The organism is Mesorhizobium sp. (genome assembly GCF_024509055.1).
In the GTDB taxonomy this organism is placed as follows: Bacteria; Pseudomonadota; Alphaproteobacteria; order Rhizobiales; family Rhizobiaceae; genus Mesorhizobium.
On the sequence record NZ_JANINM010000180.1, the window covers coordinates 1 to 23,561 of the forward strand.

22 protein-coding genes and 2 tRNA genes are annotated in these 23,561 nt (G+C 63.8%); 12 read left to right on the plus strand and 12 right to left on the minus strand.

Annotation, left to right across the window (positions count from 1 at the left end; translation table 11 throughout):
- Positions 1 to 64: 64 nt before the first annotated feature.
- A complete protein-coding gene (purM, locus tag Q0L57_RS08565) occupies positions 65 to 1,144 on the minus strand; it encodes a phosphoribosylformylglycinamidine cyclo-ligase (RefSeq protein ID WP_296741132.1) in 1,080 nt (359 codons plus the stop codon).
- A gap of 367 nt (positions 1,145 to 1,511) precedes the next feature.
- Between purM and Q0L57_RS08570 the strand changes: the two genes are divergently transcribed.
- Genes Q0L57_RS08570 through hdaA form a run of 3 tightly spaced genes read left to right on the plus strand, consistent with a single transcriptional unit; the run spans position 1,512 to position 3,940 of the window.
- Positions 1,512 to 2,084, plus strand: a complete 573-nt coding sequence (locus Q0L57_RS08570) for a CDP-alcohol phosphatidyltransferase family protein (RefSeq protein ID WP_296741135.1) — start codon at positions 1,512 to 1,514, stop codon at positions 2,082 to 2,084.
- The gene (locus Q0L57_RS08575; protein WP_296741138.1) at positions 2,041 to 3,234 is read left to right on the plus strand and encodes an AI-2E family transporter; all 1,194 of its coding nucleotides are present in this window, start codon (positions 2,041 to 2,043) and stop codon (positions 3,232 to 3,234) included. The genes Q0L57_RS08570 and Q0L57_RS08575 overlap by 44 nt, the downstream gene beginning before the upstream one ends.
- A gap of 1 nt (position 3,235) precedes the next feature.
- Complete coding sequence (gene hdaA, locus Q0L57_RS08580; RefSeq protein ID WP_296741140.1) at positions 3,236 to 3,940, plus strand: DnaA regulatory inactivator HdaA; 705 nt, start codon at positions 3,236 to 3,238, stop codon at positions 3,938 to 3,940.
- A 218-nt stretch (positions 3,941 to 4,158) separates the two neighbouring features.
- Here hdaA and Q0L57_RS08585 read toward each other — a convergent pair whose 3' ends face one another.
- Genes Q0L57_RS08585 through Q0L57_RS08605 form a run of 5 tightly spaced genes read right to left on the minus strand, consistent with a single transcriptional unit; the run spans position 4,159 to position 9,442 of the window.
- Positions 4,159 to 5,265 (minus strand): SAM-dependent methyltransferase, encoded by a 1,107-nt coding sequence (locus tag Q0L57_RS08585; RefSeq protein ID WP_296741143.1) that lies wholly within the window; start codon positions 5,263 to 5,265, stop codon positions 4,159 to 4,161.
- A gap of 15 nt (positions 5,266 to 5,280) precedes the next feature.
- Positions 5,281 to 5,862 (minus strand): DUF3726 domain-containing protein, encoded by a 582-nt coding sequence (locus Q0L57_RS08590; protein WP_296741144.1) that lies wholly within the window; start codon positions 5,860 to 5,862, stop codon positions 5,281 to 5,283.
- Entirely contained in the window at positions 5,859 to 7,511 is a 1,653-nt protein-coding gene (locus Q0L57_RS08595) for a hypothetical protein (protein ID WP_296741146.1), read from the minus strand. The genes Q0L57_RS08590 and Q0L57_RS08595 overlap by 4 nt, the downstream gene beginning before the upstream one ends.
- Entirely contained in the window at positions 7,508 to 8,518 is a 1,011-nt protein-coding gene (locus tag Q0L57_RS08600; protein WP_296741147.1) for an Ldh family oxidoreductase, read from the minus strand. Before Q0L57_RS08600 ends, Q0L57_RS08595 begins: the two co-directional genes overlap by 4 nt.
- 15 nt (positions 8,519 to 8,533) lie before the next feature.
- Complete coding sequence (locus Q0L57_RS08605; RefSeq protein ID WP_296741150.1) at positions 8,534 to 9,442, minus strand: LysR family transcriptional regulator; 909 nt, start codon at positions 9,440 to 9,442, stop codon at positions 8,534 to 8,536.
- 100 nt (positions 9,443 to 9,542) lie between these two features.
- On the opposite strand from Q0L57_RS08605, the gene Q0L57_RS08610 reads away from it, so the two are divergent.
- Both Q0L57_RS08610 and Q0L57_RS08615 read left to right on the plus strand, forming a co-directional pair.
- Positions 9,543 to 10,991, plus strand: coding sequence for an aldehyde dehydrogenase family protein (locus tag Q0L57_RS08610; protein WP_296741153.1), 1,449 nt, complete (start codon positions 9,543 to 9,545; stop codon positions 10,989 to 10,991).
- Positions 10,988 to 11,962 (plus strand): membrane dipeptidase, encoded by a 975-nt coding sequence (locus Q0L57_RS08615; protein ID WP_296741156.1) that lies wholly within the window; start codon positions 10,988 to 10,990, stop codon positions 11,960 to 11,962. The genes Q0L57_RS08610 and Q0L57_RS08615 overlap by 4 nt, the downstream gene beginning before the upstream one ends.
- A 225-nt stretch (positions 11,963 to 12,187) precedes the next feature.
- Here the strand turns inward: Q0L57_RS08615 and Q0L57_RS08620 are convergent.
- A tRNA-Pro gene (locus Q0L57_RS08620) sits at positions 12,188 to 12,264 on the minus strand.
- Positions 12,265 to 12,327: 63 nt separating this feature from the next.
- On the minus strand, positions 12,328 to 13,497 hold the full coding sequence (locus tag Q0L57_RS08625) for an NAD(P)/FAD-dependent oxidoreductase (protein WP_296741216.1): 1,170 nt from the start codon (positions 13,495 to 13,497) through the stop codon (positions 12,328 to 12,330).
- 300 nt (positions 13,498 to 13,797) lie between these two features.
- Here Q0L57_RS08625 and Q0L57_RS08630 point away from each other — a divergent pair, with 300 nt between their 5' ends.
- From Q0L57_RS08630 to Q0L57_RS08645, 4 genes are all read left to right on the plus strand, one after another.
- Positions 13,798 to 14,103 (plus strand): ETC complex I subunit, encoded by a 306-nt coding sequence (locus Q0L57_RS08630; protein ID WP_296741158.1) that lies wholly within the window; start codon positions 13,798 to 13,800, stop codon positions 14,101 to 14,103.
- 55 nt (positions 14,104 to 14,158) lie between these two features.
- Positions 14,159 to 14,235 (plus strand) — tRNA-Arg (locus tag Q0L57_RS08635).
- A gap of 266 nt (positions 14,236 to 14,501) precedes the next feature.
- Positions 14,502 to 14,984 (plus strand): Lrp/AsnC family transcriptional regulator, encoded by a 483-nt coding sequence (locus tag Q0L57_RS08640; RefSeq protein ID WP_296741161.1) that lies wholly within the window; start codon positions 14,502 to 14,504, stop codon positions 14,982 to 14,984.
- Between the two features lie 153 nt (positions 14,985 to 15,137).
- Positions 15,138 to 16,031, plus strand: a complete 894-nt coding sequence (locus Q0L57_RS08645; RefSeq protein ID WP_296741163.1) for a GNAT family N-acetyltransferase — start codon at positions 15,138 to 15,140, stop codon at positions 16,029 to 16,031.
- Positions 16,032 to 16,105: 74 nt separating this feature from the next.
- Here the strand turns inward: Q0L57_RS08645 and Q0L57_RS08650 are convergent, their stop codons facing one another.
- From Q0L57_RS08650 to Q0L57_RS08665, 4 genes are all read right to left on the minus strand, one after another.
- On the minus strand, positions 16,106 to 16,516 hold the full coding sequence (locus Q0L57_RS08650; RefSeq protein ID WP_296741166.1) for a RidA family protein: 411 nt from the start codon (positions 16,514 to 16,516) through the stop codon (positions 16,106 to 16,108).
- 1 nt (position 16,517) lies between these two features.
- A complete protein-coding gene (locus Q0L57_RS08655) occupies positions 16,518 to 17,516 on the minus strand; it encodes a threo-3-hydroxy-L-aspartate ammonia-lyase (RefSeq protein ID WP_296741167.1) in 999 nt (332 codons plus the stop codon).
- Positions 17,517 to 17,584: 68 nt separating this feature from the next.
- Positions 17,585 to 18,862 (minus strand): FAD-binding oxidoreductase, encoded by a 1,278-nt coding sequence (locus Q0L57_RS08660; RefSeq protein ID WP_296741169.1) that lies wholly within the window; start codon positions 18,860 to 18,862, stop codon positions 17,585 to 17,587.
- Positions 18,863 to 18,886: 24 nt separating this feature from the next.
- Positions 18,887 to 19,552, minus strand: a complete 666-nt coding sequence (locus Q0L57_RS08665; RefSeq protein WP_296741171.1) for a haloacid dehalogenase type II — start codon at positions 19,550 to 19,552, stop codon at positions 18,887 to 18,889.
- Between the two features lie 220 nt (positions 19,553 to 19,772).
- Here Q0L57_RS08665 and argE point away from each other — a divergent pair, with 220 nt between their 5' ends.
- From argE to Q0L57_RS08680, 3 genes are all read left to right on the plus strand, one after another.
- Positions 19,773 to 20,885 carry an acetylornithine deacetylase gene (argE, locus tag Q0L57_RS08670; protein WP_296741218.1) on the plus strand — a complete coding sequence of 371 codons (1,113 nt, stop codon included), beginning with the start codon at positions 19,773 to 19,775 and terminating at the stop codon, positions 20,883 to 20,885.
- Positions 20,886 to 21,027: 142 nt separating this feature from the next.
- Positions 21,028 to 21,840, plus strand: coding sequence for a GNAT family N-acetyltransferase (locus Q0L57_RS08675; RefSeq protein WP_296741174.1), 813 nt, complete (start codon positions 21,028 to 21,030; stop codon positions 21,838 to 21,840).
- Between the two features lie 11 nt (positions 21,841 to 21,851).
- Complete coding sequence (locus tag Q0L57_RS08680) at positions 21,852 to 23,225, plus strand: aspartate aminotransferase family protein (RefSeq protein ID WP_296741177.1); 1,374 nt, start codon at positions 21,852 to 21,854, stop codon at positions 23,223 to 23,225.
- The last annotated feature ends 336 nt before the right edge of the window (positions 23,226 to 23,561 follow it).

Consider the following 23,561-nt stretch of genomic DNA (forward strand, 5'->3'; position numbering starts at 1 on the left):
GCCGCGATCAGCGCCGTCATGTTGGAGCCGCGTCCCGAGATCAGGACGACCGTGCGCTTCCTGCTCATAGGCCGATCGAGCCCCGATAGATCACGCCGGCGTCGCGACGCGGCACGATGCGGCCGATCGGCGTCACCGTCTCGCCTGCTTCCTGCAGCACGGCCGCCACCTGCGCCGCCTGGCCGGAGGCTACGGCCAGGATCATGCCGATGCCGCAGTTGAAGGTGCGCATCATCTCTTCCGGCGCGACGCCGCCGGTCCATGCCAGCCACGAGAACACCGCCGGCACCTCGATCGCCTCGAGGTCGAGCTCGGCGGAGAAATCCTTGGGCAGCACGCGCGGGATGTTTTCCGGGAAGCCGCCGCCGGTGATGTGGGCGAGCGCCTTGATGCCATGTGTGTTGCGGATCGCCTTGAGGATCGACTTCACATAGATGCGTGTCGGTTCCAGCAGCGCCTCGGCGAGGCTGATCTCCTCGTTGAAGGGCGCCGGATCGTTCCAGCCAAGGCCGCTCGACGCCACGATGCGGCGCACCAGCGAAAAGCCGTTGGAGTGGAGGCCCGACGAGGCGAGGCCGAGCAGCACGTCGCCCTCGACGATGTCGTCGGTCGGCAGCAGCTGGCCGCGTTCGGCCGCGCCCACCGCGAACCCGGCCAGGTCATAGTCCTTGTCCTGGTACATGCCGGGCATCTCGGCCGTCTCGCCGCCGATCAGCGCGCAGCCGGCCTGGCGGCAGCCTTGCGCGATGCCGCCGACGATCGACGCGCCCTGATCGGGGTCGAGCTTGCCGGTGGCGAAATAGTCGAGGAAGAACAGCGGCTCGGCGCCTTGCACGACAATGTCGTTGACGCACATGGCGACGAGGTCGATGCCGATCGTGTCGTGCTTTCCGGCGTCGATGGCGATCTTGAGCTTGGTGCCGACGCCGTCATTGGCTGCGACCAGCACCGGATCGGTGAAGCCCGCGGCCTTGAGGTCGAACAGGCCGCCGAAGCCGCCGATCTCGCCGTCGGCGCCCGGCCGGCGCGTCGCGCGCACCAGCGGCTTGATCTTCTCGACCATCAAATTGCCGGCATCGATATCGACGCCCGCCTCGGCATAGGTGAGCCCGTTCTTGCGCGTGGCCTTGTCGCCCTTGCTCATATCCGGCTCGTCCCTGTTTCTTCCATGCGGGCTCTTCGCATGAATGGTTTCGGGGAGCAAGGATGACGCGCAGGTGAGGGAGCTTTGCCCCAGGGAAATGCTGAAATGTCGGCGGGACAGCACCCCCCTCTGGCCTGCCGGCCATCTCCCCCTCAAGGGGGGAGATCAGATGTCACGCCGGCTTTCGCCAATCGCCAGGATCGCATGAAGAGCGCGCCGACGCTGATACAGCCAATCTCCCCCTCTGAGGGGGAGATGCCCGGCAGGGCAGAGGGGGGTGCCTCGCGCTGACTTCGCCAGACCGTCCCTTGCACACCCCTCCCAACTCCCTCATCTATCTCCCGAGAAAGCCTCGGCGGGACATGCGGTGACCATTCCCAATCTCATCACGATCATGCGCCTCCTGCTGGTGCCAGCCGTGGTGCTGGCCATGTTGCAAGCGTATTGGGGCTGGGCCTTCGCCGGCTTCCTCGTCGCCGGCATTTCCGACGGCGTGGACGGCTTCATCGCCCGCCGCTGGAACCAGGCGTCCCGCCTTGGCGCCTATCTCGACCCGATCGCCGACAAGCTTCTGCTGGTTTCGGTCTTCGTGGTCATGGGCTTTGCCCGCGAACTGCCGCTCTGGCTGGTGGTGACAATGGTCTCGCGCGACGCGCTGATCGTGTGCGCAGTGCTTCTGTCCAGCGTGATGGCGCATCCGGTCGAGGTGAAGCCGCTTTACATATCCAAGCTCAACACTGTGGTGCAGATCGTGCTGGCGGCGCTGGTGCTGGGTGAGCTCGCCTTTTCAATCCGTCTCGATCCGCTCCGGCCGGCGCTCATAATACTGTCCGGGGTCTTGACCGTGGCTTCGGCCGCGGCCTATCTCGTGGCTTGGCTGAGGCATATGAGCGGCTATGGCGAAGGCTCCGAGACGAGCGGCTCCACAACGGACACCTGACAGCGAGGCAGCGGAGATCGTGGCAGGCATGGCGCTTCGCCGCCAGATTTTCTTCTGGCTGGGCTCGGCTGTCCTGCTCGCGCTGTTCCTCTATGTCTTTTCTGGCATCCTGTTGCCCTTCGTCGCCGGCATGGTGCTGGCCTATTTCCTCGACCCTGTCGCCGACCGGCTTGAGCGGTTCGGGCTTTCCAGGCTGATGGCGACGGTGGTCATCCTCATCGCCTTCATCGTCATCGTCGTGCTGGCCTTCGTCATCCTGGTGCCGGTGCTGGCGACACAGATGGCCGACTTCGCCCGCAAGCTGCCGGAATATCTCACCCGCCTGCAGTCGCTGATCACCAGCTTCGACCCGACATGGCTGGAGCAGCGCTTCGGCGTCAGCACCAGCGGCCTGCGCGACGGGCTGAATTCGCTTCTGACTTCGGGCTTCAGCCTGCTCACCACCGTCTTCACCTCGATCTGGAGTTCGGGCGTGGCGCTGGTCTCGGTGGTCAGCCTGTTCGTGGTCACGCCGGTGGTCGCCTTCTACATGCTGCTCGACTGGGACCGCATGGTGGCGGAGGTCGACAGCTGGGTGCCGCGCGACTATGTCGAGACGGTGCGTTCGCTGGCCCGCGACATCAACACCGCGACCGCCGGCTTCGTGCGCGGACAGGGCACGCTCTGCCTGGTGCTGGGCGCGATGTACGCGACCGGCCTGACGCTGACCGGGCTGAACTTCGCCATCCTCATCGGTTTCTTCGCCGGGTTGATCTCCTTCATCCCCTATGTCGGCTCGCTGACCGGGCTGGTGCTTGCCGTCGGCGTCGCCTTCGTCCAGTTCTGGCCGCACTGGACCATGGTGGTGCTGGTGGCTTGCGTGTTCTTCGTCGGCCAGTTCATCGAGGGCAACATCCTGCAGCCAAGGCTGGTCGGAAAGAGCGTCGGCCTGCATCCGGTATGGCTGATGTTCGCGCTCTTCGCCTTCGGCGCGCTGTTCGGTTTCGTCGGCCTGCTGATTGCCGTGCCGGCCTCGGCCGCGATCGCCGTGCTGGTGCGCTTCGCCATCGCCCGCTATCTCGAATCGCCGCTTTACAAGGGCGAGGCCGCCGAAGCCGTGCCGCCGCTGCCGGCCGATCGCGGCGGCGGCCATCGCTCGTCGCGCGGCTGACATGTCCGATCGCAGGTCCGACGCGCCGCGCCAGCTGCCGCTCGATCTCGGCCACGGCACCGGCTATTCGCGCGACGAACTCGTGGTTTCGGCCACCAACGCGCAGGCCTCGGCATTGGTCGACCGGTGGCCGGATTGGCCGTCGCCGGTGGTGGTGCTCGCTGGGCCACCCGGTTCCGGCAAGACGCACCTTGCCCAGATATGGCAGGCGCATGCCGATGCGGTCGCTATCGACGCCGGCGGGATCGGCTCGCACATTGCCGGCCTCGGCGCGCGCGCCGCCCTCATCGACGACATCGACAACGGTCCGATCGACGAGCAGGGCCTGTTCCACCTGATCAACACCGTTCGCGGCGCCGGTTCCACGCTGATGCTGACGGCGCGGCGCTTTCCCTCCGCCTGGCGTGTCACGCTTCCGGACCTCATCTCGCGGCTGAAGGCGGCGGCGACCGTCGAGATCCATGAGCCCGACGACCTGCTGCTCGCCGGCGTCATCACAAAGCTCTTCGCCGACCGCCAGGTCGAGGTCGAGCCGCATGTCGTGCAATATCTGGTGCGGCGCATCGAGCGGTCGCTGGCGACCGCCATGAAGGTGGTGGAACGCCTCGACCGCGCGGCGCTGGAGCGCAAGACGCCGATCACCCGCGCGCTCGCCGCCGAAACCGTCAGCGCCATGGATGAAGGGCAGGGCGAGTTCGATATCTGAGCTCGGCCTTTTTACCAAAAACGAGAGGGGCCTTGCCCCGTCCCATTTCGAGACAACCTCACTGGCATCCGTCTTGCAGCGCAACAGCTGCCGGCTGACCCCGGTCCCGATCGCGTTCCAGATCGGGTGGTAGGCTCGCCGGGCTCGAGGTTGTTGGGGGCTCGCCCGGCGGGTTTACGTTTCCCTCGCGTCGCTCAGAGCGAGCAACCCCGCCTGTCCTAGGATTTGACGATCTCCGTCACGCAATGGACGTAGTCCATGCGGTGTCCTTCCGGTGCGCGCGCGACTTCAGCTTCGTAGGCGCCGTAAAGATCGTCGACGATCGCGGAGCGATCGCTGGCCGGGCGCGAAGTCTCGAGCGCGTTTGCAAAAACCGTCTCGGACCAGGAACGCAGTGTCGGCACATACGCCTTGGCGAACGCGGCTGCGTCGCGATGGACCCGGAAAGCCTCGGCATAGGGGCAGGGCGTCACCATCGTGAACATCGTCTCGAGCGTCAGGCCGGCGCGTGACACGGAAGAGTCGGGATCGGCGAACGGCGCGGCAAACTCGTCCGGCGTCTTGTAGAATTGCTGGAAGGTGGCGTTGGCATACTCCGCCTGGCTGATCCGCCCGGCCCGCAGAAGATCGCGCCAATGGCGCGCGAACGAATCGAACATGTCGACCTCGGTCGTGTGTCCGAGATAGCGCCCGGCTTCGTCGACGCAGAAATTGGCAAGCGCGAGCCTGCCGCCGGGTCGCAGCTCGCGCGCCCTGGCTATCAGGATCGTCTCCCAGTCGCGAAGCCCCTGGGCGCGAAACAGCTCGCGCTCGGCAGCGCTTGCGCCGACAGCCTGGACATGGTCGGCGATCATGCAAGGTCTCTTGCTGATCCAGTGCATCGCCGTGGCGGAGAAGCCGAGCGACAGCGAGTTGTCCGGCACGATTTGGCGATAGAAACTCGTTCCGCTGCCGAAGATGTAGAGGTCGGGCGTCTCCGCCAACGGAACCTCCGTCGGGTTGCCAAGCAGTCCCTGGCTGAGCCGGAAGAGGGTCGAGAAATCATTGTGGGGGAGGTCCGTATAGGTGATCGATATCGCCCGCCGAGGCTCGGTCGCGCGAATGGCGCCGACCACCCGCCGCATCATGTCCATCGAGGTGCCTCCGTCCGCGGCGCCGAAATCGGCGATCGCGAACGGCTGGCCGTCTGCCGGGCGGGGCATCTTGGCGACGGCGTCGACGACGAGATCGCCGACCTTGTCGATGACGTTCTTGGCGCCGACCGTGTTGGCCGAATAGTAGCCCGCACCAAGCATGGCGATCTTTTGGCCGTCGGCTGCGCTCATTACCTTCTCCCCTTGTTATTCATCGTCCACGCGGCCTCCTCCGGCCCCACGGACGCGCGACCGTTCGCTCTCCGGCACATAGGTTTTGGTGGCGAAGGCATTCAGCGCGGCAAGCGTCTGCCGGTCGATCGTCCCGCGCCGGCCCATTGGAGGCGGCCCTTGCTCCGGGCGCCGTTCGATGGCGACATCCGCCCGCAGCGTTTCCAGGGCCGCCCGATGCGCCACGCGCATGTCGGAGCGAAGCAGCATGGCATCGAGCCAGACCGGCAGGCCGACATCGCGTATGGTGAGCGGCAATGCGTGCGCTGGAGGCGGATTGTCGAGCAGCAGCGCGGCAGTCCGGATTGGGCATAGTGGCTTCCCGGTGGCGATATCGGCCTCGCCCTTGCGCCAGCACGCCGCGCGGGCGGAATCCGGCGGCGCGAAGGATTGCGCATTCTCCGCGAGGCTCAGCATGGCCGGGGCCCAGTCTTCGCCGTCCGCCGCGAGCCTGCGTGCCGAACGCCCGATATCCTCGGCCAGGCCCCATGAGAATCCCGCGCCGCGCGCCGCCTTGGCGCTGAGCGTTTCCACCTCGTTGAGCGAGAGCTCGATCACGCGGCGCCTCCGGTCGGCGCGTTGGCGACATCCTCGATCAGCGGCTCGCCACTGAAGAGCGCGATCCGCACCCATCGATCCGAGCGCGGATCGAAACTGCGCGCGCCAAAAAATGCGAGCTTGGCGCGCAAAATGTCGACAGGCCGCAAATCGGCGCCAATCAGATTGTCGTGGATCTCGGAATAGGGAAACCGGGCGACGATCTGGGCGCGCCGCACGGCATGCCGCCATTCCGGGTGGCGAAGAAGAAATTCGGCAACGGGGGTCGAGGCCGGTTCCTGCGACAGCGCGGCGGCCAGGCTGAGCGCGTCGCGCGCCGTGGCCAAAGGCTGCTCGAGTTCGGCCCCATCTTCCTCGAAGCGTTCGCCGAGCCTTGGCTCGAGCTTTTCCGCGGAGACATACCAGAACCGCGCATTGGCGGCCGGCGCGGCGAAGTCGATACCTGCCGCCCAGGAATAGCAGTCGAGAAGCGTGTGGCGAAGCGAACCGCAACTCATGCCGCCGTCGATGGCATGGCCGTGCGTCTCGTCGGCCTTCATTGTCTCACCGAGTTCGTCGACCAGCGCCCCGTGCGGTTCGAGGATCAGCGAAACACAGGCCTCTTGTCCCTCCAGGGAAAAGTGCTCTTCCGCAAACCGATAAACCGCATCCCAGGGCCTGGGCTCCACGAGAAGACGGTCGAGATTCTGCGCAAGCTCATCCAGGTCGTCGGCCAACGACCGCGTTGCCGCGGCTTGACGGCCGTCGTCGCTGCGCCAGTGACCGACACGCTGGCGCAAATCCGCGAGCGTTTGCGAAAACACCTTTCGCTCCACCTCGCCGGCGCGCGGCTCGGCGCGCACCTTCGCCAGCGCGGTTTCACGCGCCAGGAACCAGCTATGCGTTAGCAGCGGATGGCGAACGAGGAAGGGGGCCATGCCCAGGCCGGTCGCATTTCCCACCCCGACCGCACGGCGCAGGCCCGGCGCCAGCCTTGCCGCACCGGCGGGATTGCGGCGCAAGGCGATATGATCGGCCAGGTCGAGCGTGAAGGATCGGATCAGCCAGACGGTGAGCATCTCCGCCTGGAAGGATCCCGCTAGCTCCGGTCGCGAAGCGATCTGGTCGCGATCGGCGATGCCGAACTTGCCATTGCCATAGACCGCCGTGGTGCGCAGCAGATAGCCGACGCCCAGCAACTCCTCTTCGTCCGGCTGTCGTCCTTGCGCCAGCGCCGTGGTCACCGCTTCGAACAGGCGCACGCTCTTGTTCGCGCGCGCCAGCACGAGCTCGCGATTGGTGTAGCGCCCGGCCTCCTGCAGAGGTGCGTTTGCCTCCAGCCGGGTGATTTCGGCGGCGTCCGGCAACCCGTCATAGAGGACGTAGCTCGTGTCCCAGGCCTGCGCGATCACACGGTCGGAACGCCTTTCATCGTCGAGGGGCGTCGAGAATGCGACCAGGCTGTAGGTCCGCCCCGGCGTCTCGACGGCATAGACCGCCCGCCCGAACCCGTTGTCGTCCAGCTCGAACCGGTCCTTGCGCACACGCCAGCGTTCCTTCGTGGCGCAGCGGATCAACTGGCGCAGGAAGCTGAGGCGCGTCGGATGCGCCGCGCCAAGCCGCCGCAGGCGCATGACGACCTCGGGAGGGCGCAGCGCGATTGCCGTCATGCCGATGTCCCGGCCAGCTTTTCGAGTGTGGCGAGCGTTTCCGCCGCGACATCGATGCCTTCACTTGCGTTGCGCTCGCGCGCGGCGAAACGCCTTGTCCCCGGAAGCCTCGTATCACCGGCGAAGCCACCTGCAACCGTCTCCAGCGTTTGCGCAAACGAACCGCCCGAGGTGGCGTCGGGCGCCACCGCCAGGAAGAACTGGCCGGTCCCCGGAGGACCTCCGGCGGTGCCGGAGAAGGGACTGGCGACAAGCCCGGGATTCGCTCCCGCAAGGCATGCGGCGAAGACCTCGACCAGCAACGCCGAGCCTACGCCCTTGTAGCCGCCGGCCGGCGCCATCGTGCCCTTCAACGCCTCGCCGGCGTCGGTGGTGGTCTCGCCGCTCGCGTCGAAGGCCCAGCCCGGAGGGATAGGCTCGCCCGCGCGCGCGCGCTTCATGACTTCGCTCTTGGCGACGACGCTCGCGCTTTGGTCGATGACGAGCCGCGCGCCGCCATTTCCATCGGGGACCGCGAGCGACCACGGGTTTGTGCCGACCACCGCCTTGCGTCCGCCCCAGGGCGCGATCGAGGCCGGCGCATTTGTGAAACCCAGGCCGACAAGACCGGCTCGAGCGATGCGTTCGGTGTGATAGCCGAGCGCGCCGCAATTGTAGGAGTTGCGGATGGCGAGAGCCGCCACCCCTTGCGAGCGGGCCGTTTCGATCAGCGCCGGCAGACCGATTGCGATGGCGGCGTGGGCGAAGCCGTTGCCGGCATCGACGGCGACAATGGCCGGAGCCGGTCGTGTAAGGCGCGGCTCCGCCAGCCCCAGCACCTTGCCGCAGGTAAGATGCTCGCAATAGGTCGGCAGATACATCAGGCCGTGCGACTTCAGCCCGTCGCGTTCCGCCGCCGCGATTCCGGCAGCCAAGGCCCGGGCCTGCGCCTCGCTGGCGCCGTGGCGTGTCAGCGCCATCTCTGCAAGCGTCTCGATCCGGGCCTCCGTCAGACGTGTCGCGGTCATTGCGTCACCTGCCGATCATGCCGAGGCATAGCCGAATTCTCCTTCGCTCGCCTGTGTCTGGGCGCGGATGCATTCGATGAACCGCCGCGCTGCGGGCTGCAGGTTCCGGCCGGCCTTTGCGATCCAGCCGACGGTGCGGCTCGATCGCGGATCGGCAAGCGGCACGAAGCGGACGGCGTGACTGGATTTCCATCGGCACAACCGGGGCAGGATCGTGACGCCGAGCCCAGCCTCCACCATCGCCAGGTTGGAGCTCACATTGGTCGCGGTGAGTTTCGAGCCGGTGGCAAGCGCCTCGGTCTCGGCAATGCCAAGCGCAGCCGCGGCACCGTTCTGGATGAAGCTTTCGCCCTCGATCTGCGACCACTTCAACGGACGCTTCGATTTTGCCAGGGCATGATCGGCCGGGCACACGAAATCGAGCGGCTCATGGAAAAGCGCCTCGAAACTGAGCTGTGGCCGCTTGGTTGCCAGCACGCACAGGCCGACCTCCACCATGCCATTTTCGACCGCCTCGACGATGGCGTTGGAATCGCTGTCGCGAACTCGGATGTCGAACTGGCCGCCCTCGGCGCGCAGCCGGGCGATCGCTCGCGGCAGCAAGGTTACCGCGACCGAAGGCACGCTGGCGACATCGCAGCGGCCCTGGCGATCGGCGGCATAGCTGGTCATCGCCAGGCAGGCACGGTCGTAATGGGCGATCATGGCGCGCGCCTCGTCCAGCACGATGCGGCCGACAGGCGAAAGCGCGCCCTTGCGTTCGCTTTCGAACAACGGCGCGCCGATATCGTCCTCCAACTGCTTGAGTGTCATCGACACGGCGGATGGCGTGCGGCCGATCTGGTCGGCGGCCGCACGCACGCCACCCTTTTCGCAAACGGCGACGAAGCTGCGCATGCCGGTGAGGCTGATGTTTTTCGTCACTGTTAAGCTTGCCTGAACAAACATGCCAAAAATTGAGCTTGATTGAAGTTCACATCATTGGTTAGGTCGTTGTCAACCGAATTGATGCGGGTCGAACACGATGTTGAACGGTCAGAACTTCATTGCTGGAGAATGGCGCGACGGCTCCGACTGGATCGAGGACGTCAATCCGTCGGATGTGACCGACATTGTCGGGCGCTTTGCGGAAGCCAGGCCTTCCGATGTCCACGACGGGGTGGCGGCCGCCCAAGGCGCCCAGCGGGAGTGGGCCGCGGCCGGGCTCGAAGCGAGGGCCGCCGTTCTCGATGCCATCGGGCGCGAGTTGATGGCGCGCTCGAAGGAGCTTGGCGAATTGCTTTCCCGCGAGGAGGGCAAGACCCTTCCCGAGGGCGTCGGCGAGGTCTACCGCGCCGGGCAGTTCTTCACCTATTACGCGGCCGAGGCGCTGCGCAATCTTGGCTCCTCGGCCGACTCGGTCCGGGCCGGCGTGGATGTCCTGATCGAGCGCGAACCGCTCGGCGTCGTCGCGATCATTTCGCCCTGGAATTTCCCCATCGCCACCGCGTCCTGGAAGATCGCGCCGGCGCTTGCCTTCGGCAATGCAGTGGTCTGGAAGCCGGCCAGTATCACGCCGGCCAGCGCCTGGGCGTTGACCGAGATCATCAGCCGCCAGGCGATCCCGAAGGGCCTTTTCAGTCTTGTGATGGGATCGGGATCGACGGTCGGCCGCGAGTTGGCCGCGAAGGCCGATATCCAGGGCATGAGCTTCACCGGGTCCGGCGCCGTCGGGTCCGGTATCGCCGCATTGGCCGCCGCGCGGTTCGTGAAGCTCCAACTCGAGATGGGTTCGAAGAACCCGTTCGTGATCATGGACGACGCAGACCTCGACCGTGCGGTCGATCTTGCCGTGAACGGCGCCTTTGGCGGCACCGGGCAGAAATGCACGGCCTCGTCGCGCCTGATCGTCCACCGGCCGATCCACGACGCCTTCGTCGAAAAGCTGCTGGCCAAGACCAAGGCGCTGAAGGTCGGCCATGCGCTGGAGGCCGGCGTCCAGATGGGGCCGGTCGTCAGCGCCGCGCAACTGGCGGCCAATCTCGACTATGTGACGCTCGGCAAGGGCGAGGGCGCCGAGCTCGCTACGGGAGGCGAGGCGCTCGAACGTGCGCATCGCGGGCACTACATGGCGCCCACCGTCTTCCTGAACGGGCGCTCGCGCATGCGGATCAACCAGGAGGAGATGTTCGCGCCGATCACCTGCGTGATTGCCGCCGACGACCTCGACGAGGCGATCTTCCTTGCCAACGACACGCCCTATGGGCTGACGGCGGGCATCGCCACGCGCTCGCTGGCGCGCGCCACGAAGTTCCGCCATGCGTCACGCTCCGGCTGCGTCATGGTCAACCTTGCGACCGCCGGCACCGACTATCATGTGCCGTTCGGCGGCGCCCGCGCCTCCAGCTATGGCCCGCGCGAGCAGGGGCGTTCCGCAGCCGAGTTCTACACCCAGGTCAAGACGTCCTACATCCATGCGGGCGCGCCAGAATGACCGCCGATGCGCCGCAGGTGCTCATCGACGGGCTGCAATATTGCAACTGGTCGCGCGAGATTTTTGAAGAGATGCGGCAGGGCGGGCTGACCGCGGTCCACGCCACCGTCGGCTATCACGAAGGCTTCCGCGAGACCGTGCGCCACCTCGTCGATTGGCGCACACGCTTCCGCGACAATGAAGACCTCATCCTCTTGGCGCGCGACGCCGGCGACATCGAGCGCGCGCAAGCGTCGAACCGGACCGCGATCTTCCTCGGGCTGCAGAACCCGATGCCGATCGAGGACGATATCGGGCTGATCGAAATGCTGTTCGATCTCGGTATCCGCTTCATGCAGCTCACCTATAACAACCAATCGCTGCTCGGCTGCGGCTGGATGGAAGAGGAGGACAGCGGCATAACGCGGATGGGCCGCGAGGCGATCGCCGAGATGAACCGGCTCGGCATGATCATCGATTTGTCGCATGCGGGTGAGCGGACGGCGCTGGAAGCGATCTCGCTCTCGCAAAAGCCGGTGGTCGTCAGCCATGCCAACCCTCGCTGGCTCCGCGACAGCAACCGCAATGTGCCGAGGACCGTCATGCAAGCACTGCGCGACAAGGACGGATTGCTCGGCCTTTCGCTCTATCCGCTGCATCTTCCGAACGGCGCGGAAACGACACTGAATCAGTTTGGCAGAATGGCCGCGGAAGCCTCTGAAATCATGGGGGCGGAGCGTCTCGGCATCGGCTCTGATCTTTGCCAGGGCCAACCCGACGGTGTCGTGCGCTGGATGCGCGAGGGCCGTTGGACGAGACAGGTTCAAGCGATGGCAAGCTTTCCGCCTCAACCCTCCTGGTTCGGATCGAACCTCGACTTTGCCGGCCTTGCGGAAGGCCTTCTTTCGGCGGGCTTCGGCAAAGCCGAAACCGCCTCCGTGCTGGGAGCGGCTTGGCATCGGTTCATAAGGACCAGCCTTCCGGCGGGCTGACCATGAACTGAAGAGCGGCGGACGATCGTTGCAAGTGGCTGGAGTGGCAGGCCTCGAACTTGCGATCACTGGTCCAGGCCAGCCCGCCTTCGTTACCCGTTTCACAGACCTGGCGTCGGTTCGAGCGACAGTAAACAAAATAAGAACAAAAGGAAGCCAAACGGCCTCTTGGCCGGATGGTTCAGATCCGTTGGGAGAGCAGGTCGCGTTGAGCTTTTGAAATGTTGGTCGGAGTGGCAGGATTCGAACCTGCGACCCCCTGATCCCAAATCAGGTGCGCTACCAGGCTGCGCTACACTCCGAGGCCTCGCGGCGTATAGGGTCCCGGCGCGGGGAAGGCAACCCGGGAAACGAGAAAAAACCGCTCAGCCCTTCCGCCCGGCTGCCCTGGCCGCGATCGCGGCAGCCTGGATGCGAGCATTGGCGAAGCAGCCGCGGATGCTCGGCCGCATGCCGGTGAACCAGAGGCCGGGCAGCTTCGGGTCGCCGGCCGCGCCGTTGAACAGTGGCACGCCCTTGGGGTCGAGAACGCCCAGCCTGCCAACCATCGTCTCCAACCCGGTGCGATAGCCGGTGGCGGCAATCACGATGTCTGGCGAGATCGCCTTGCCGTTTTCCAGGATAACGCTGTCGTTCGTGAATTCGCGGACCTGCGGGACGACGAGGATGCGCCCGGCCTTGATCGCCTTGACGGCGCCGTCGTCGGCGGCGATGGCCGTATAGTCGGCGCCGAGCCGGCTTGCACCGCCAGACGGGGCAGGGGGCAGGCCGTATTTCCTGAGATCGCCGAACACCAGGCGCTGCGTCGCCGCCATCGCGGCGTCCGCCAGCCACACCGGCAGGCTGGCCATGAAAGGCGAGAAGCGGTGCACGGCGATCTGGCCGATGCGCTTGGGCAAAAGCGAAGGCCCCTTGCGCGCCGACAGCCACATCTGCCCGGTCTCGACACCGGAAAGGTGGTTGAGCGCGTCGAAGCCCGAATTGCCGGCGCCCACCACCAGCACCTTCTTTCCGGCATAGTCGCTTGCCCGGCCGAAATCGGCCGAATGGATGATCCTGCCGGAAAAACCCTTCATGCCTTTCCAGTTGGGGATGAAGGGTTGCCGGTCGCGTCCGGTGGCGACCACCACATGGCGGGCCACACGCGGGCCCTCGCTGGTCCGCACCAGCCAATGGTCGCCACGGAAGGCGATTTCCTCGACAGCAACGCCATAGGTGATCGGCAGCCGGTGCGTCTCGGCGAAGTCCTTGAACAGGCGGATGACGGCGGTGCGATGCGGGAAGGCGGGCGTGCCGGCGGGATAGGCCACACCGGGCAGCGTCGACAGATCGCGATGCGTGTTGAGATGCAGGTTGTCGTGGCGGCGGTGCCAGGGTTCGGCTAGCCGCTGCTCGCGCTCCAGGATCTCGGCGGGAATGCCGGCTTCGATCAGCGCATGCGCGGCGGCGAGCCCGGCGGCGCCGGCGCCGATGACGAGGGCGCCCTCGAAGGTCGCCGGTTCGCCGCTACGATCCGGCACGATTTCCGCTTCCATGCCCATTTCTGTCTTCGCCGTCATCGCCCCAAATGGCACGGCCGTGTATCCGACATATGCCGCTCGCAAGACAATGGGAATAGGCCAGGGTGCAAACAGCCCCGGCATTGTGTCGCGGATTGGTGCCGGCGAAGCGTTGGCTGGCGCGGTTGCCGCGCGATCGCGCGGGGACTGCCGGACGGCCTTGCCGCCGGCGTCGTTGCACAGTATTGACGGGTTGGCGCGAGGCCCCAGGCCCGGAGTCGGATCTGGCCGCGCCGCAAAAAGGGTGCCCGGTTTTCGGGCGGCAACGAGGTGGTCATGTCCGCGCGCATTTTCAGCCCAGCCAAAACCGCGATGCAGTCCGGCAAGGCAAAGACCGGCCAATGGGTGCTGGAATTCGATCCCGCGCAGCGCAAGAAGATCGACCCGCTGATGGGCTACACCACGTCCGGCGACATGCTGAGCCAGGTGAAGCTCACCTTCGACACCAAGGAAGAGGCGGTGGCCTACGCCGAGAAGGAGAAGATCGCCTTTCGCGTCGAGGAGCCGAAGGAAACCAAGCGCCGGCAGATTTCCTATTCGGACAATTTCCGTTATGACCGCAAGACGCCCTGGACGCACTGACCGGCGATCCAGGCGACAATTGGCCCAATGACACCAGCCGGCCCGGCCGGCCGACGGTCCCGTAGCTCAGCTGGATAGAGCACCGGCCTTCTAAGCCGATGGTCGCAGGTTCGAATCCTGCCGGGATCGCCACTGCAAAAACAGTACCGTGAGTTTCAAGATCACGGGGGCTCATATGCAATGACAGTGGCCCTTGAAAGCGTGCTCGCGCGCATTCGAAAGCACTAGCTGTACCTATCAGAACAGACGCACCGCGTCGGCGCTGCATTCAAAAACACTTAGCGACTGTGGAACGGCAAGGTATCCGGCACGGGCCGGGGGAGGCATGCGCGTTGCCTACTTGCTAATTTTCGGCCGCAGCATAAGCTCCTGTATTAACAGCCAATTTGGGTCCCGATATGAAGCTTGATCGTATCGATATCAAGATTCTTCATGAATTGCACAAGAATGGAAGGATCACGAATGTCGAGTTGTCGGAGCTTGTAAACTTATCGCCAAGCCCTTGCCTTATGCGCGTCAAGAAGCTGCAAGCTGAAGGGTTCATTGTTGGCTATTCGGCGCAGGTCAATGTTGCAAAGCTTGGTCAGACCTTGACGGTCTTTACCGAGGTAACCCTAAAGAACCACCGGCAGATAGATTTTTCTCGGTTCGTATCGGCGGTAGAGAAGATCGATGCGGTTATGGAATGCCACCTTGTGTCGGGAGGGTACGATTATCTCATGAAGATAGTCACCAGCAACATCAGCGAATACCAATCGCTGATGGAGCGCCTCAACGATATGGATATAGGGATCGACAAGTACTTCAGCTTTGTGGTCCTCAAATCTCCGATCGTCAAATCGGCATTGCCCCTGTCGAGCCTCTTCCCCAGTGTGGACTGACATCGGAGCACCTCCAGGCAGGTAAGGCACGAAATGCTGAAAACGAGGCACCTCAGACAGTTAATGCTGCGAAATATCTGTAATTGTTGTGAGCGCGAAAGCCGTGTCAGTCGATAGTCCGGCGGTCACGGCTACGACACGGGAAGGGCCGCGGTGCAACCCCCAAATTCATTCCAGCTAGAGTCATTTCAGCTGACCCTCAAGGACATTCGGGATGTCGATGTCGGTCAACTGCATTCGCTCTCGATTGGCGTCCGCTGGCCTCATCGGGCTAGTGACTGGGAAATGCTGCTGAGCCTTGGGCGAGGGATTGTCGCGATCGACGATATTGGTCGGCCGATAGGATCCGGGATGTGGTTCGATTACGGGCCGGAATTCGCGACTGTCGGCATGGTGATAACCGCACCGCGCCTGCAGGTGCACGGCGCCGCGACATGGATAATGGACCGCATCCTTCAAGACATCGGCTCGCGCCGCGTCGGCCTTAACGCAACGAGGGCGGCCAAACGCCTATATCGCACGCTCGGGTTTCAGTCTGAGTGCCTGGTTTATCAGTACCAGGGCAAGGTGCACTCACAATTGGCCCCTTCCGCCAAAGCAGCCGGTGTTCTCGGCGAGAGGCAGGCCAATGATTTATCCGAGATTCTCGAACTTGATCGGCAGGCCTTTGGCTCGCCGCGAGACCGGGTGCTGGGGACGCTCGCGGCAGCGTCGAAGATCGTCGTCCTTGTGCGCGATGGAAACTGCGTGGCGTATTCGTTCTGCCGTCGGTTCGGCCGCGGTGCTGTCGTAGGTCCCGTTGTCGCCTCGAATGACGAGGATGCGATCGCGGTTGTCCGTCCGCACCTGGTTGATCATGCAGGGCGGTTTGTCCGCCTCGATACCCGTCAGGACGGCGGAGATTTTCCGCAGTTTTTGACGCTCTCCGGTCTCCCTGTATTTGATACCGTGACCACGATGTCGCTGGGCGGCACTTGGATAGACGGCAAGAATCTTGGGGGGGGTGGCCCAAGGGTCTATGGGCTGGCGACACAAGCCCTTGGCTAGATCTCTCTTGGAGCAACTCAACGAAAGGGCTCCAGGACCTTGGCCGACGGGCGCCCCGCCGCTCCTATAGGTAGTCACTCGTCCGAGCGGACGAGCGCCACGGCATCGACTTCGACAAGATAGCCATAGTGCAAGGTCGGCACCGGGACAACGGTGCGTGCCGGCCTGCTGTCTCCCAAGACCTCAGCATAGATGCGATTGAAGGTCGGCCAATTGTCAACGCCTGCTATGTAGGCCGTGACGCACACCAGCGTGTCGCATGAGCCGCCCGCGGCCTTGATGACGGCGATCATGTTGTCCAGGGCAATGCGCACCTGAGTTTCAAAGGAAGCCTCCACATTGTGGCTTCCGTCGGCGGCGACCGGCAATTGCCCCGAGACGTAGATGAGTCCATTGGCCAAGATGCCTTGCGAGTAGTGGCCGCCGGGGGCGGGGGCGTTGGCCGACGCGACAGGTTTGATTGCGTTCTTGGGTTCCGATGCCATCTTAGGCTTGGTCCCCTGTGGTGACCAACTCGGCAAAGCGGGTCAGATCGATGTTCCCGCCGCTGATGATAACGCCGACACGCTTTCCGGCGAGATCTTTGGCATTTGCGTGCGCCGCCGCCGCTCCCAGACAGCCCGTCGGTTCGACCATGATCTTCATCCGTTCGGCGAAGAAACGCATTGTGCGAACGAGCTCTTCATCGGTTACGGTTGTGATCTCCGCAACCTTCTCGCGGATGATGGGAAAGTTGTGTTCGCCCAGATGCGTGACCACGGCACCGTCGGCGATCGACTTCGGCACCGGGATGGTGACGATCTCGCCTTTCTCGAAAGATTGCTGGCCGTCGTTGCCGGCGGCGGGCTCGACACCGACGACGCGACACGCTGGAGACAGCTCCGCCGCTGCGAGGGCCGCGCCTGCAAGGAGCCCGCCTCCGCCAAGGCAAACATACAGCGCGTCGAGTTGCCCGACTTCCTCGATCAGTTCCAGCGTGGCTGTGCCCTGACCTGCGATGACATCCGGGTGATCGTAGGGTGGGATGAGTGTGGCTCCGCGCTCCGAGGCCACCCGTCGGCCGATCTCTTCGCGGTCCTCGGTATATCGATCATAAAATATGACTTCGGCCCCGTAGCCCCTGGTTGCCTCGACCTTCAGTATCGGCGCGTCTTTCGGCATGATGATCGTGGCGGGCACGCTTTTGATCTGCGCGGCATAGGCGAGAGCTTGGGCGTGATTGCCGGAAGAGTAGGCGACGACGCCGCGGGCGCGGGGTTCGTCGGCTACAGCGAGAATTGCGTTCATCGCGCCACGGAATTTGAAGGCTCCGCCGCGCTGGAAGTTCTCGCATTTGAAAAAAACTTCGGTGCCTGTCGCCGCGTTGAAGGTTCGCGATGTAAGCACCGGCGTCTTGTGGGCAAAGCCGGCGATGCGCCCTGCGGCAATACGGACGTCGGCAAAGGTGGGAATTCGCATGGCGGCGTTCTGGCTGGACGGAGTCATAAGCGGCTGCTCGGTGTTGTTGTGACGAGATGGGCGTTGGCCACTGGCCGCTCGCGTATCGCACCCAATCAGGGCAACGCATCCTTGAAGCGGTAGTAGGCGCCAACAATTGGTAGAAACCAAGGTTTGCCCGTATGCAGGGGGACGGATTGCAGCGGGAGGCCTTCGAGTGGATTGGTATCCGTCCGACCCATGGCGATGTCGGCCAATGCGCTGCCGATAAGCGTCGACATCTGTGCGCCGTGACCCGAATAGCCCATGCCAAAGATGACATCGTCGGCCTTGCCGGCGCGAGGCAATCGGTCCGGCGTGCAGCCGACAAGGCCTCCCCAGCAGTAATCGATCGCGACATCCTTCAGCTGCGGGAACATGCTCAACAGCTGCTGCTGCAGGAGTCGGCCCGAACTCTGGTCCGTCCTCTGGTTCGACGCCGCCGAGAACCGGGCCCGGCCGCCAAAAAGGAAGCGATTGTCAGGCGTCAGGCGGAAGTAGTTGGCGATGTTCAGCGAATTGACATAGGTGCGATTGCCCGCGAGCGTCTCCTTGACCTCGACTTCGGTTAGCGGACGGGTCGCGATAATAAACGAGGCGATAGGAATGATCCGGCGCTGGAAGTAGCCAAAGGCGGATGTGGTGTAGGCATCCGTCGCCAGGATGATCTGGCGGGCAGTCAGGCTTCCGGTGGGCGTCGTGAGTTTCCAGCCGTTGGCGACCTTATGCCTTGCCGTTACAGGATTGTGCTCCCAGATCGAGGCGCCGTGCTTCTTGGCGGCCGCGGCGAGGCCGTTCGCGTAGCGACCCATGTGCGCCATGGCCGACTTGGGATAAAGGATAGCGCCGTGAAAAGCTTCCGAGCCAAGCTCGGCGCGTACCTCGTCGCGATCAAGCCACCTGGCCGAGGAATCCACCTCGCGGCGGATATCATCGGCCATGGTACGTAGTCTCTCCACGTGGGATGGCTTGGAGGCAAGTTTGAGCTTGCCAGCACGACGAAAGCTGCAGTCGATCTGCTCTTCCTCGACGATCCGTTCAATCATGTCGATCGATTGGTCGTAGGCGCGCCACAGCCTTCGAGCACGTTCCTCGCCCATGTGCGCGGAAGCCGAGCCGAAGCTCTCCGCGAGCCCGCTGTTGAGGTGGCCGCCGTTGCGGCCTGATGCCCCATAAGCGACGTGCTGGGCCTCGATCAGCGCGACCTTCATCCCGGACTTCGCCAGGCGGCGTGCCGCGTTCAACCCCGTGAAGCCGGCACCGACGACCGCTACGTCAAAATCGCCGGATACGGGCTCAGACTTGGCTCCTCGGAACGGTTCTGAGGTTTCGTGCCAATAGGACGCGAGTTTCATTGCAGAGTTCCCACCCGGACGAAACTAGAGGCCGACGACCGCAGGCAAGCCTGAAATGTCCTTGATCTCCGTGTATTCGTAAAACGGATTGGCCGGCTCGTGCTGGCGGTTTACCCAGACCTTGTTCTTGATGCCCAGATCGTAGGCTGACATCAGGTCGTACCGGAACGAAGACGAGCAATGAAGGATGTCCTCGGGTCCGCAGCCGAGCATGTCCAGCATGTATTCGAAGGCGCGGAAACGAGGCTTGTAGGCCCGCGCCTGCTCCGCGGTGAAGACGTGCGCGAAAGGCGCGCCCAGCTTTGCAACGTTGTGGCCGATCTGTTCATTGGCAGCGTTGGACAGCGCCACGAGTGGGATTTCCTTGGCAATTTTGGCGAGCCCGGCCGGGACGTCGGAATGGGGTCCCCAGGTCGGAACCCTATTGTAGATCGCAAGTCCGTCCTCGGGGCGGTAGGCGATGCCGTTGGCCTTGCAGGTGCGTTCCAGCGCGTTGGCCACGACTTCCGAGTAGGGTTTCCAATCGCCGAGAACCTCATCCAGGCGGTAAGCGGCGAAGTTCTTGATGAACTTGGCCATTCTGTCTTCGGACAGTTGAGCTCCGTAAATGTCGCGGGCAGCACCCGCCATGTCGAAATTGATCAGCGTGCCATAGCAGTCGAACGTAATGAATTTGGGGCGGAAGGTCATGGCTGTCTCCGGTTCGTCGGTTGCCTGAAGAATGCGTCGCGCGGCGCGACAGTGCTTGCCGCCTTTGGCCTTTTGTACGCAGGAAATTGCGTTTCGCAGGCCCCGAGCGGCATAGAGTGCTGCGAGCCGTGGAAGAACGGCGAGTGCCCCTGGAGACGTGTCGCTAGACTCCGGTCAGCCCATACCTGCGGCGAACGAACGGACCCATAGAGGAGCGGCTATGTCCCCGGAGACCATCCTGGAATCCCTTGTTTCCTATCCCTCGGTGGTTGGGGCGCCGAACGGGGCTATCGTGGAATACGTGCGGGCCCTTTTCGCCAGCCATTCAGTGCCCGTAAGCATCATCCCGGGCCCGGAGGGCGACCGAAGCAATCTGTTTGCCACGGTCGGTCCCACAGACGTTCCAGGTTACATTCTGTCGGGCCATTTGGACGTGGTGCCGGCTAAGGAGCCGCAATGGCTTTCGGATCCCTTCAGGCTGCGCCGCGATGGCGAAAGATTGATCGGTCGCGGAGCTTGCGACATGAAGGGGTTTGTCGCGGCCATACTTTCCGCGGTTCCCGACCTGGTAGACCTGCAACTCCCGGTCCCGATCCATTTCGCGCTGTCTTACGATGAGGAGGCGGGCGGCCGCGGAGCCCCTCATATGATCAGGGAACTGCCGAATCTTTGCGCCGCGCCGATCGGCTGTATCGTCGGCGAGCCGAGCAATATGGTCCCAATCCTAAGGCACAAGGGCAAGATGGCCCTGCGAGTGGTGGCGAGGGGAGTTTCCGGGCACAGTTCGCGCACGGACCTCGGATCGAATGCCATCCACAAGCTTCTGCCTGCTCTAGCGACAGCCGTGCAGATGTCGGACGCACTAAAGAGCGGTCCGCTGGATCCCTTTTTCGAACCGCCGTATTCGACGTTGCAGGTCGGCGTGATCCGCGGCGGCGAGGCCATCAACATCATTCCGGGATCAGCGGAACTGCATGTTGAAGCCAGGGCGATCGCAGGTGTCGATCCCGCTCAGTTGCTCGATCCGATCCGCGCATTGGCCGGGCAAGACATGGACGTAGAAGTACTCTCCTCCTATCCGCCGCTAGCAATGACGGAAGACCATCCTTTGGCAGGCCTGATGGAGAGCCTTTCTGGCCAAGCCTCGCTAGCCGCGGTGAGTTATGGGACGGAAGCGGGACTTTTCCAGGCTGCCGGCGTGCCTACGGTCATCTGCGGCCCAGGCGACATCTCGCGTGCGCACAAGCCGGAGGAGTTCGTGACGATCGACGAACTTCACAGCGCTCGCTCGCTTGTTCTTTCGCTCGCTAGGCACCTGACCCACGAGCGTTGACGGGCAAGCGCAAAATTTCCTGCGGTGAAGCGGGTGCTCTTCGTTGGAAAATACCGTCGGTCAGCCAGAACCGAAGTCTTCTGCGGGATGGACCCCCGTAGGTTTGCCCGTGCGGTAGTCCGCACGAAAAACAGGAGTTCCCATGTCGCAAAGCCTGCAACTCGTCCCGATGCAGCGATCGCATCTTCCGGGAGGGCTGTTGCTGTCTCAGGCCGCCGGCTGGCCCCATCGCGCCCACGACTGGAACGCGATCTATGACGTCTCCAAGGGGGTGGTGGGCATAGAAGACGGCGCGGTCGTCGCCACCGGATTCTGCACGACCTACGGAGATCAATCGCGGCTGAACATGATCATCGTGGACGAGCGGATGCGCGGCCGCGGAATCGGCAAGAGGCTTCTCGCCGAGCTCGTGGCCCTTGCGGGTGACCGCCCCATGGCACTCGTGGCAACGGAGGACGGCTTTCCGCTTTACCGAAAGTTCGGCTTCGAACCGCAGGGCAAGATCGAGCAGTTCCAGGGAACGGTAAGGACTGTGCTGAAGATCGACGGCAAGGTTCGGCGAGGCGATGTTCAGGACCTCGGCAGGGTCCTTGATATGGATCGCGCGGCGACGGGTGTCGACCGAGCGGAGCTCCTGGCGAACATCGTTCGTGACGGGCAGTTGTATCTCGCCGATGGAGGCTATGCAGTCTTGCGCGAATTCGGACGAGGAAAGGTCCTCGGTCCGGTCGTGGCGGCGGATCTCGACTTGGCGCGGACACTCGTGGCCGCGGTTGCCCAGGGCCTGGAAGGGACATTCCTGCGCATCGACACGGATCCGGAGCTAGGACTCGTTCCGACAATTACTTCCCTCGGACTTCAACTGGTCGGCGACGGGACGACCATGTTCGCCGGGCCAAGACCCCATTCCCACGATTTCACAGCCTACGCGTTGGCCTCACAGGCGCTGGGCTGAAAGGAGATTCCATGTTTGCCAATTCGCTGGTTGAGCTCGATCGGGCTCATCTCGTTCATCCGGTTTCGTCATGGCGAGGTCACGAAGCGCGTGGCGTTAGAGTTCTGCGGTCCGCAAAAGGAGCAAGCGTGACCGATGCCGAAGGACGAACTTTAATCGACGGCTTTGCCGGATTGTGGTGCGTCAATGCCGGGTACGGTCACGAAAGCATCGTCCAGGCAGCGGCCGAGCAGATGCGCCAGCTCGCATATGCCACCGGGTATTTTGACCTGGGGGCCGAGGCGCCAATCCGCCTTGCCTCAGCGCTGGCGGAGAAAGCGCCCGGTGACCTGAACCACATCTATTTTACCCTTGGCGGATCGGACGCGGTCGACAGCACGATCCGGTTCGTTCGCTATTACTGGCATGCAAAGGGTAACCCCGAACGCGACCAGTTCATCTCAGTCGAGCAGGGTTATCATGGCTCAACTTCAATGGGTTCCGGCCTAACGGCGCTTCCGGCATTCCACGATGGTTTCGGCGTGCCTTACAGCTGGCAGCACAAGATTTCGTCTCATTATGTCTACCGCAACCCGCATGGCAGCGACCCTTCGGCCGTCATAGAGGCTTCCGTGCGCGAACTGCGCGCCAAGATCGAGGCGATCGGCGCCGGGCGCGTGGCGGCCTTCTATGTCGAGCCGATTCAAGGGTCTGGTGGCGTCCTTGTCCCGCCGCCCGGATGGCTGAAGGCCATGCGTGACGTCTGTTCTGAGTACGAAGTGCTGTTCATAGCCGATGAGGTCATCACTGGCTTCGGACGGACAGGTCCGCTGTTTGCCTGCGAGGAGGAGGGTATTGTTCCCGACTTGATGACGACCGCAAAGGGCCTGACGTCCGGATATGTGCCCATGGGCGCGGTCTTCATGGGCGACCGGGTCTACAACACCATCGCTGAAGGTGCCGGCGGCAAGGCCGTCGGTCACGGATTCACATACTCAGCTCATCCCGTATCGGCCGCAGTGGCGCTCGAGGTGCTCAAACTTTACGAGGGCGGACTCCTTGAAAACGGCCGCAAGATGGGGGCCCGGCTTTTGGCCGGACTGGGTTCGCTTGCCGACCATCCACTCGTTGGCGATGTTCGAGGCCGCGGCATGCTTGCTGCCGTCGAACTGGTCTGCGACAAGCAGAAGAAGACTCCGCTGCCTGCCACCCTGAACCCGTCTATCCGCCTTTTCGACCGCGCATGGGAGCAGGGGCTCATCATCCGCGCCTTCGGCCACGGGGTTTTCGGATACGCGCCGCCGCTGTGCTGCACCGAGTCGGAAATCGACCTGATCGTTGGTCGCACCAAGGCAGTCCTCGACCTGACGCTCGAGGATCCGGAAGTGAGGGCGGCGCTCGCCTGACGAATGCAAATAATCCAGGGGTGTCGACTTGCGCGCCATCCCTTTCCAAGCGGCCCCGCCACGATAGGCGGGGCTTTTTGTTTTGGACTGCCACCGAAGTGCAGGTCGGGAAGTCGGCGCTTGGAACTACCGCCGCATCGCAAGCTGACCAGGCGAAGCGGCGACCGCGTTTGAGCAGCCTCCTCCACGAACTCTTGCTCCAAGCTGGCGGCACTGCCGACGCGGCGACTGGCCGGCAATTTCCGGGGCTGGGAGCGGCTATCGACCTGGGTTCTATGCCGGAGAGTAAAATGCTGAGCGTCGGTCTTTTTCGAAAGAATGTGCTGTGCCGGTCGC